Below are 2,483 nucleotides of genomic sequence, written 5' to 3'. Positions count from 1 at the left end.
CATTTTCAGGCGTGCGCTTAAGTCTCTCATGCTGACGATACTTTTATCCAGTGCAAAACCTATCCAACAGGACACAAAAGTAAATGTACTTAATGCGGGATAGTCATTTTTGGGGAGTGGCTTGAGAAGCTCTTTCATTAGTTTTGGGAAAATTGTTAGCATGGCTTATTCACATTTATTGGTGTATATTTACTTTGTTTTCTTATCTATAATATCAAATTTTGTACGACTTTTTTCCCCGTTCAACACTTCTGCCTTAAAACAGTTAGTAGTCGCTTAATTAGAAAGGAATTTCCGGATTTGGCGGCCAAGTATTTCGACAATAAACCTTATTTTTGGACGGGAGGTTATTTCGTGGCTAGTTGTGGCGGCGTTACTGTCGAACAACTAAAAAAATACGTCGAGAACCAAAACTCCCCAAAAGTGGAAACCCTACCGCGTTAGTTTCATTCCGGTGGCGATTCATCTCCCGTTAACTGCGTAGCGGTTTAACGGGAGTCCTCTCGCGACCTTGAGATAGCAAATTAGGTTATACTTCATCTTTAAGAAAAAAGCTGTAAGAATCGACCTCGAAAATGTCTTGACCATCGAACCCGATTCGAGGTATTATATCAGGGTAGATCAGACAGTAATGAAATTCAGATTTAAATTGGCAATGTTAAACCAGTTAAGAATTCTAATTGTTGATGATAATGAAGTAGATCGGATCGCCGTGCGCCGATTCTTAAGAACATCGGAGATGGCGATAGAAATAACAGAAGCCGCTGACTATCAAGAGGCTAAAGAAAAGATGTCCAATAATCTTTTCGACTGTATGTTTATCGATTATCTTCTACCCGATGGAGATGGTTTGACTTTGGTGCGGGAAATTCGGCAACAGGGACTTAAAATACCCCTAATTGTTTTAACCGGTCACGGAGACGAAGGAATTGCCGTAGATATGATGAAAGCCGGTGCTTCCGATTATCTGAGTAAATTTCGTCTTTCTGCCTTGCGCTTAAATCAAGCGATGCGAAACGCCCTACGCATCTATGAAGCGGAACAAGAAGTGACGATTGCCAAACAAGAAAAAGAGCAATTGGCTAGACAAAAAGAAGATTTTGTTTCGAGGATGACCCACGATTTGCGAACTCCTTTAGTGTCTGTCAATCATATATTAGAACTATTTCAAGAAGGTTTATACGGTGAGATTACTCCCGAAATGAGTCGAGTCATTCATGTGATTATTCGCAGTAATCAAAATCTCTTGGAAATGGTTAATAATCTTTTGGAAGTTTATTGTTATGAAAACGGCGAAAAGATACTTAATTTTACTAAATTAAAGATTATCGATATTCTCGAAGAAGTCTGTCAGCAGTTAACTCCCCTTGCCCGAGAAAAAGGACTAGAATTAAGCTTAAATGCCGAAAATGCCGGGGAAATTTTCCTAACTGGCGATCGCTTGGAACTGCGGCGCGTTTTTACCAATCTCATCGGCAATGCGATTAAATTTACCCAAAAGGGTGATGTGAAAATTCATCTCATCCCCGCTACAGAGGAAGATACTTTTGTCACCATTGTCGTCGAGGATACTGGTATAGGAATTTCAGCAGAAGAACTACCCCGGATTTTCGAGCGCCTGTACTCCGGTTCCCCAGACAGTTCCAACAATGGGTTAGGACTTTATCTCTCCCGTCGCATTATCGATGCTCATGGGGGAACTATTAGCGTCACCTCAGAATTAGAACGGGGTAGTAGCTTTTCTGTCCGTTTACCTGCTTCGTTTAGGTAGCAAAAAGCTAACTATATCTGCTAAGATATTATAAGTAATGGGACAAAATTAACTTCTTGGTTAGGATGGGCAATAGGCAAGAGGCAAAAGGCAAGAGGTGGTTAGATATGTGCAATTAATTGTGTCTAGTTACTTAAAGTATAGCAGATATTAGGAGTCAGTGATTGAATGCTAGATACAAACCAGGTGAATTTGCCAAAAAGATTAACCGGAGCATAGGAACCTTAAGAATTTGGGATAAAAACGGAAAATTACCTGCCCATAGACTCCCATCGGGACACCGCTATTATACCGAAGAAGATTACTACAAAGCGTTAAGTCTAGAACAACCACAAATTCAGAAAAAAACGGTTATCTATGCCAGAGTTTCCTCGGCCAAACAAAAACAAGACCTGATTCGACAAATAGAAGCTTTAGAACGGTTTTGTTTAGCCAGAGGTTATATTATTGATGAAGTCATCGAAGAAATTGGAGGAGGATTAAATTATACTCGTCCTCAATTCTGACGACTAATGACAATGATTGAAAATCAACAAATTGGGATTTTAGTGATTGCCTTTAAAGATAGATTATGCCGATTCGGGTTTGAATATTTTGAACACTTTTTAAAAAGCCATGAAGGTAAGCTAATAGTAGCTAATGCTCAAACTTGATCACCTCCACAAGAACTCATTGAAGATTTAATGGCAGTGATTCATTCTTTCTCTTGTCG

The 2,483-nt window shown here is 39.5% G+C and carries 1 protein-coding gene and 2 pseudogenes; all 3 read left to right on the top strand.

Features of this window, described 5'->3' with window-relative positions; genetic code table 11:
* Positions 1-255 precede the first annotated feature (255 nt).
* Positions 256-444 (top strand): annotated as a pseudogene (locus H6G48_RS08945) (IS200/IS605 family transposase); the annotation flags it as partial.
* A gap of 211 nt (positions 445-655) precedes the next feature.
* Positions 656-1,771 carry an ATP-binding protein gene (locus tag H6G48_RS08940; protein WP_190721146.1) on the top strand — a complete coding sequence of 372 codons (1,116 nt, stop codon included), beginning with the start codon at positions 656-658 and terminating at the stop codon, positions 1,769-1,771.
* Between the two features lie 164 nt (positions 1,772-1,935).
* Positions 1,936-2,421: pseudogene (locus H6G48_RS08935) on the top strand (IS607 family transposase); the annotation flags it as partial.
* Positions 2,422-2,483: the final 62 nt, after the last annotated feature.

It is taken from the genome of Microcystis flos-aquae FACHB-1344 (assembly GCF_014698375.1).
Lineage (GTDB): Bacteria > Cyanobacteriota > Cyanobacteriia > Cyanobacteriales > Microcystaceae > Microcystis > Microcystis aeruginosa.
The sequence above is the reverse complement of the archived record's forward strand: the minus strand, read 5'-3'. Positions and strand labels throughout refer to the sequence as shown.